Origin of the sequence: Guptibacillus sedimenti, from assembly GCF_028610665.1 — a bacterium.
Classification (GTDB): domain Bacteria; phylum Bacillota; class Bacilli; order Bacillales; family Guptibacillaceae; genus Guptibacillus; species Guptibacillus sedimenti.
On record NZ_JAQQWV010000009.1, the window covers coordinates 61,595 to 68,135 of the forward strand.

Consider the following 6,541-nt stretch of genomic DNA (forward strand, 5'->3'; position numbering starts at 1 on the left):
CTTTATTATGACGCAGTTCCCATTATTTAGGACGAACTATTCTCTATTCTCAGCTTAATCTTTTTATCTGAACCTGACCAGCGTACATAAGATGGTCCATTCCATTGTAATTCAAGTTCATGCTCACCTTCAGATAGGCCGCTTGCATCAATATAAGCCTGAAAATCCCCATTCTGAATCGTATCAAGCACACTCGATACACCGTAAAGTGTCATATTAGTTGAACCTTGCTCCGGTTCTGATATATTCGCCGCTAACCCTTCAGATATTCCGGTAACTTTAATCGGTACATCTTCAAATGCTTTTTCGTCCTCTTTACCGACTGTAATCTTTGCTTTTACTGTCTCAGGATCTACTTTCTTCATTCCATCGGGCACCGGCACATCAAGTTCAATGGTTGTATCCTTCGTAATTTCTGATAAATCTAGCGGAATACCATCAAGAAATTCTAACTTTCCAAGTTCCTCTTCTGGACCAAAGACAGATACCTCTTTTGGCTCAAGTTCAATCGACGAGATGCTGGTGCCTTCAGGAAGCTTACCTGTTTGATCAAGCTTAATTGGCACCTTCTTAAAAGGGGCTGTAACGGGTACCTTTACATCCACTACGGCAGGGTCAATCGATAGCCCCTGTATTTCTTCCATATTCGCATCGTACACATTTAGTGTAATTCTTTCGTTTACTTCTTCTTTTGCGTCGCTAACATTCACGTATCCTCTAACGAAGGCAACTTGTTCAAGCTTGGAACTAGCACCTGTCACGGTAACGGTTTTTGGAGAAACAATTGGTTCTTCTGTTGAATAGCCTTCAGGTAGCTCTTCTGCTTTCAATAAATTGATTCCAGCTTGGAACGTGTTCGATTTTTTCTCTTCGATCGTGACAGACACCCGAACAGGATCAATCGTCACATCCACGTTTTCTGGGAAATCTCTATGCTTTACTGTCACAAGATGCTGACCTGGAGTGAGATTTCGTAAATCCACATAAATTTCTTTGTTTGTTAGCTTTGATAGCATTAAGCCATCTGTCCGACCTTCAACAAGAACATCTACAGTTTCAGGTAAATCAGATACGACCACGTTCTCCTCATCATAAAGTACTTCGAGCTCCATGTTTGGAATACGTTCTGATTCAGCCTGTGGTTGAAGAACGTCGTTCGTGGTTGACGTTGAGGCATCAGGCATGGCAACAATCGTATAAAGCATAAGAGCGAGAAGAAAAGAGATGATTTTGACAAACCAGTTACTCGTCAATAATTTATCCATTACTTTTTCCCCCTCCAATTACTGAAACGGTTGGAAGACTCGGTTTTTGATACGGACGGGTTTAATTCTGCATTCAGCAGATCACGCAAAGCCTCTTCTGATAAATTTCGATGTAGCTCTCCATTCTTTGTCAGGGAGATACTACCCGTTTCTTCAGAAACAACAAGTGTTAAGCTATCTGTAACTTCACTTATACCTAGTGCTGCCCTATGCCTCGTTCCAAGCTCCTTAGAAATAAAAGGGCTTTCTGATAAGGGCAAATAGCAGGCGGCAGCTAGAATTTCATCTTTTTTCAAAATCACTGCACCATCATGAAGAGGGGTATTAGGAATAAAAATGTTAATTAAAAGCTCCGAAGTCAGTTTAGCATTCATAGGAATTCCTGTCTCTACATAATCGTTCAGTCCAGTTTCACGCTCAATTGAGAGCAAAGCACCGATTCTTCGCTTCGCCATGTAGGATGAGGACTTAATGATCGCTTCAACCATTTTATTGGTTTCTTCCTCTTCTACTGCCGAACGAGCAAACAGCCGACCACGTCCTAATTGTTCAAGTGCCCTTCGAAGCTCTGGTTGGAAAATAATAATAATGGCAAGAAGCCCATAGAGTACGACTCGCTCCAAAATCCAATGCAAAGTATTTAGTTCGAAAAAGCTACTTAAAAACCAGGCTGCAATAATGACGGTTATTCCCTTTAGAAGCTGAACGGCCTTCGTGCCGCGAATAAGCATAATAATTTTATATATCACATACGTAACGAGTAAAATATCAATAATCTCAGTTATGTAATCAAGTACATTTACATTTCCGACAGGCAGCACGGCTCTTCCTCCAAACATATTGTATTTAGCCTGAAGTTCACTTCAAATGCATCGCTAAAATACATTTGTAACTTTTTAATTATATCATATTTTTGACAACTTCAAAAAAGCAACTACCTACTCACTAAATCGCTCTCCATGTTTGAACGTTCAATAACGACCATATACGTCCGAGTGAATTACCTCCATAAAAAAAGTAAATCGCCTATTAGACGATTTACTTTTTTTCTTCTTCACTAGAAAAAAGATTACCAACATCTTGTATAAGGTTTTTAATTTGATACCAAGTCCAGTCTAGAATATGATCGACTTCTTCAATCTCACCGGTTACCTGTCCTGCAGAGGCCATGTACTGTTCTCCGTTAATGACAAGCACATCCCCTTTAACTTGACCTTCTATTTCAAGGTTACGATTTTTTACTGTTAAATCGCCCTCAACCACTTCACCTTCAGGCACAATAACTGTATTTGTATCCTGCTCAAATCTTAAATTCCCAGAAAGAGCAGACAATTGATCCTCACTCGTCCACGATGAATAAACGGATCCTGCCATCAAAACAAGGAATAGGACAGCAGCAGTTACAAATGGATGTGATTTCATCCAGCGTTTCATCCAAACAGTACGCTTTTCATGAGGTAGCTGCTCCATTACCTTTGATGTAAAACCATCGGGCGCCTTCATAGAAGGCGAGCTGAGGAGAAACGATTCCGTTTTTTTCAATTCTTCATAATGCTCTTTGCAATCATCACATGTTTGCAAGTGATCAAATAGCTCGCGACGTTGTTCATTCGTAGCTTCTTCATCAAGTACTTCATGCATGAGCACAATTATTTCTGCAGGGCATTTCATAGCTTCTCCCCCTTTCTCACTGCTCCCGAAGTTTCTTCCTAAGTGTTTCTCTCCCTCGATGAATACGGGTTTTGACTGTACCTACAGGCAAATCGAGAATTTCACTAATCTCCTTGAGCGATAGTTCTTGGATATACTTTAACGTTATAGCACTTCGATATTTAGCTGGCAAGCTTAAAATCGCCTGATGGATCCCTTCTTGCGCTTCCAAAGACACCACTTCTTCTTCAGGTAATGGCTCGTCTGTCGAAATTTGAGAATACATTGTTAACCCTTCTGTACCTGATACTTCAGCATCAAGGTAATAATCCGGTTTCTTTTTACGCATTCGATCAATCGATAAGTTTGTGGCGATCCGGTATAACCAAGTAGAGAATTTCCGGTCGATCTGATAGCGATCTATATTCGTATATGCACGAATAAACGCCTCCTGAGCCACATCCTCAGCCTCCTGCCTGTTTCCTAGCATTCGATAGGTGAGTGCAAAGACTCGATCTTTATAGAGCTCTACCAGCTCCCCAAATGCATTATGATCCCCTTTTCTTACTTTTAGTACGATTCGCTTTACTATCGCGTCCATATTTTCTCAACCCCCGCTGATCCCTGCGGCTATTATAGTTACGTTTCAGGAAAAACAAAGTTTCATTATTTCAAAAAAAAAACATATTATCCTTTCTTATTCTATCACGTTTGAATTAGTCTTTATAATGGAAATACATAATTTTCTAGCAAAAACGGTTTATCTTTTAAACAATTTGGGTAATAAGGGTATAAATTATTGAAAGGGTGGTTCGACTCATGGAAAGGGTGAATCGAAAGATAAGCTTTCAAATCGGATCGGAAAAAGACCTTTTATTAAAAGAAATTGAAGCTTCACGTAATAAAATGAATTTGTTAGCGCGAAACAAGCCACTTAGCTCTAATGAAATTATAGAAATTAGCACTTATCTTGATTATCTTTTAAACGAATACGATCAGCGTAGAAATAAAAAAACCGCTGCTTTCTAATGAAGAAAGCAGCGGTTTTTTATATTATTTTAATTTTTCTCCGAATAAAGACCCCATTAGTGCAACAGCCACTGTAGCCGTTTTATTTTTCTCATCCAAAATAGGGTTCACTTCAACAAATTCTGCTGATGTTAGAATATTGGCTTCTGCAAGCATTTCCATTGCAAGGTGGCTCTCACGATAGCTGATTCCTCCAAGCACTGGCGTTCCTACTCCAGGTGCATCGTGTGGATCCAGTCCATCCAGATCAAGACTTAAATGCACACCATCTGCATCCTTCGATACATACTCAATCGCTTCTTCCATTACTTTTGTCATACCCATTCGATCTATTTCATGCATCGTATAAACTTTAATTCCCTTTTCTTTAATCAGTTCTCGCTCTCCTTCATCAAGTGAACGAGCGCCGATAATTACGATGTTCTCTGGCTTAATCTTAGGAGTGTATCCTGAAATTCCAGTTAAAGACTCATCGCCAATTCCTAGACTTACAGCAAGTGGCATACCGTGTATATTTCCAGATGGTGACGTTTCTGAGTTGTTTAAATCTCCATGGGCGTCATACCAGATAACCCCTAAATTATCGTAGTTACGCGCAACTCCCGCAAGAGTACCGATTGCAATACTATGATCTCCCCCAAACACTAACGGAAAACGCTTTCGATTTACGACATCATTAACAACGTTAGAAAGCTTCTCACTAGCATCAGCCACTTCTTTTAAGTTCTTCAGCTGATGATCTTGATCCTCAGGTCGCTTTTCTGGTCTACCAATTTCAATATCTCCAAGATCTTCAATATCATAATTCAATTTTGTTAACCGTTCGACTATTCCTGCATATCGAATGGCACTTGGTCCCATATCGACACCGCGTCTCATTTGCCCAAGATCCATTGGTACACCGATAATTGAAAGTTCATGATTCATATGTAGTCCTCCTCGTATCCTAGTCTAGCTCTATTTTACCCAGATCTCGACAAATGACTCAACCGGACATAAAACACGAATAAATATTCATACAATTACGTAAATTGAACCTTTTTGCGGATAAATATAAGTGGAAAAATAAATAACTGTAAGTAAATGAGGTAAAAGTTAAACTTGGAATAGAACGAAATGGAGAATGTGAAGCATTTTAAACATAAAAAAAACCCTAAACATGGTTTAAGGAAATTGGTGGAGCCTAGCGGGATCGAACCGCTGACCTCCTGCGTGCAAGGCAGGCGCTCTCCCAGCTGAGCTAAGGCCCCATTTGGAGCGGGTGATGGGGATCGAACCCACGACATCAGCTTGGAAGGCTGAGGTTTTACCACTAAACTACACCCGCATATAAAGTTTGGAGCGGAAGACGGGATTCGAACCCGCGACCCCCACCTTGGCAAGGTGATGTTCTACCACTGAACTACTTCCGCATATGGTGAGCCATGAAGGACTCGAACCTTCGACCCTCTGATTAAAAGTCAGATGCTCTACCAACTGAGCTAATGGCTCTTACTGGTGGAGGGGGACGGATTCGAACCGCCGAACCCTGAGGGAGCGGATTTACAGTCCGCCGCGTTTAGCCACTTCGCTACCCCTCCACAAGTGAGAAAAAATGGTGCCGGCCAGAGGACTTGAACCCCCAACCTACTGATTACAAGTCAGTTGCTCTACCAATTGAGCTAGGCCGGCGAAGAATTTGAAGAAAATCAATCTAACTTACAAATAAAAAACAGTGCACTCGATTGAGTACTCCTGAAAGTAAGTTAATTATTAGAAAAATGGTGGAGGATGACGGGCTCGAACCGCCGACCCTCTGCTTGTAAGGCAGATGCTCTCCCAGCTGAGCTAATCCTCCACAGAGTAAAAATTAATATTGGTGACCCGTACGGGATTCGAACCCGTGTTACCGCCGTGAAAGGGCGGTGTCTTAACCGCTTGACCAACGGGCCATGTCCTGGAGCTTCCAACCGGATTCGAACCGATGACCCCTTCCTTACCATGGAAGTGCTCTACCTGCTGAGCTATGGAAGCATAATGGCTCCACAGGTAGGATTCGAACCTACGACCGATCGGTTAACAGCCGATTGCTCTACCACTGAGCTACTGTGGAATATTGGTCAGCCTGGCAACGTCCTACTCTTGCAGGGGGAGATCCCCCAACTACCATCGGCGCTGAAGAGCTTAACTTCCGTGTTCGGCATGGGAACGGGTGTGACCTCTTCGCCATCATTACCAGACTAATCAATGGTTGATCCACTAGAAAGTGTTTAACCAAGGACAAAATATATCTTACTATACTTCTTTGTAAAGATCAAGAAAAATATTATTCCTTGAAAACTAGATAGCACGCACAACGTATTCCAATAATGTGTCCAGCTACGTAAGCCAAATCCTCAATCGTTTCACCTTTTGATTCTGACGCAAAAAACGCGTCTGATTCAAAAGCCTCCAACGCTTGTCGGATTTAAACGGCTTACTTCGCTTTTCATTTTAGGTTAAGCCCTCGATCGATTAGTATTCGTCAGCTCCACGTGTTGCCACGCTTCCACCCCGAACCTATCTACCTCATCATCTCTAAGGGATCTTACCAGCTTAATGCTGTGGGAAATCTCATC

General features: G+C 41.6%; 6 protein-coding genes, 10 tRNA genes and 2 rRNA genes. 1 reads left to right on the top strand and 17 read right to left on the bottom strand.

Going from position 1 to position 6,541, the window contains the following annotated elements; translation table 11 throughout:
- Positions 1 to 26: 26 nt before the first annotated feature.
- The 4 genes from PQ578_RS20670 to sigW form a co-directional block, all read right to left on the bottom strand.
- A complete protein-coding gene (locus PQ578_RS20670) occupies positions 27 to 1,265 on the bottom strand; it encodes a CdaR family protein (RefSeq protein WP_273836503.1) in 1,239 nt (412 codons plus the stop codon).
- A complete protein-coding gene (gene cdaA, locus PQ578_RS20675) occupies positions 1,265 to 2,083 on the bottom strand; it encodes a diadenylate cyclase CdaA (RefSeq protein ID WP_098446598.1) in 819 nt (272 codons plus the stop codon). The genes PQ578_RS20670 and cdaA overlap by 1 nt, the downstream gene beginning before the upstream one ends.
- 220 nt (positions 2,084 to 2,303) lie before the next feature.
- Entirely contained in the window at positions 2,304 to 2,936 is a 633-nt protein-coding gene (locus PQ578_RS20680) for an anti-sigma factor family protein (protein ID WP_273836504.1), read from the bottom strand.
- A 16-nt stretch (positions 2,937 to 2,952) separates the two neighbouring features.
- Positions 2,953 to 3,516 carry an RNA polymerase sigma factor SigW gene (sigW, locus tag PQ578_RS20685; RefSeq protein WP_098446010.1) on the bottom strand — a complete coding sequence of 188 codons (564 nt, stop codon included), beginning with the start codon at positions 3,514 to 3,516 and terminating at the stop codon, positions 2,953 to 2,955.
- Between the two features lie 218 nt (positions 3,517 to 3,734).
- Here sigW and PQ578_RS20690 point away from each other — a divergent pair, with 218 nt between their 5' ends.
- On the top strand, positions 3,735 to 3,944 hold the full coding sequence (locus PQ578_RS20690; protein ID WP_098446009.1) for an aspartyl-phosphate phosphatase Spo0E family protein: 210 nt from the start codon (positions 3,735 to 3,737) through the stop codon (positions 3,942 to 3,944).
- Between the two features lie 24 nt (positions 3,945 to 3,968).
- On the opposite strand, the gene rocF is transcribed toward PQ578_RS20690, so the two are convergent.
- The 13 genes from rocF to PQ578_RS20755 all read right to left on the bottom strand — a co-directional run.
- Positions 3,969 to 4,871, bottom strand: a complete 903-nt coding sequence (gene rocF / locus PQ578_RS20695) for an arginase (RefSeq protein WP_273836507.1) — start codon at positions 4,869 to 4,871, stop codon at positions 3,969 to 3,971.
- Between the two features lie 247 nt (positions 4,872 to 5,118).
- Positions 5,119 to 5,194, bottom strand: a tRNA-Ala gene (locus PQ578_RS20700).
- A 3-nt stretch (positions 5,195 to 5,197) separates the two neighbouring features.
- Positions 5,198 to 5,271, bottom strand: a tRNA-Gly gene (locus tag PQ578_RS20705).
- A 10-nt stretch (positions 5,272 to 5,281) separates the two neighbouring features.
- Positions 5,282 to 5,356: transfer RNA gene (locus PQ578_RS20710), tRNA-Gly, on the bottom strand.
- Positions 5,357 to 5,359: 3 nt separating this feature from the next.
- A tRNA-Lys gene (locus PQ578_RS20715) sits at positions 5,360 to 5,435 on the bottom strand.
- Positions 5,436 to 5,439: 4 nt separating this feature from the next.
- Positions 5,440 to 5,524 (bottom strand) — tRNA-Tyr (locus PQ578_RS20720).
- Between the two features lie 15 nt (positions 5,525 to 5,539).
- A tRNA-Thr gene (locus PQ578_RS20725) sits at positions 5,540 to 5,615 on the bottom strand.
- A gap of 90 nt (positions 5,616 to 5,705) precedes the next feature.
- Positions 5,706 to 5,781, bottom strand: a tRNA-Val gene (locus PQ578_RS20730).
- A 19-nt stretch (positions 5,782 to 5,800) separates the two neighbouring features.
- Positions 5,801 to 5,875 (bottom strand) — tRNA-Glu (locus PQ578_RS20735).
- Between the two features lie 6 nt (positions 5,876 to 5,881).
- Positions 5,882 to 5,957, bottom strand: a tRNA-Thr gene (locus tag PQ578_RS20740).
- A gap of 4 nt (positions 5,958 to 5,961) precedes the next feature.
- Positions 5,962 to 6,036, bottom strand: a tRNA-Asn gene (locus PQ578_RS20745).
- Positions 6,037 to 6,046: 10 nt separating this feature from the next.
- Positions 6,047 to 6,163 (bottom strand): 5S ribosomal RNA (rrf, locus tag PQ578_RS20750).
- Between the two features lie 254 nt (positions 6,164 to 6,417).
- A 23S ribosomal RNA gene (locus PQ578_RS20755) occupies positions 6,418 to 6,541 on the bottom strand; the annotation flags it as partial.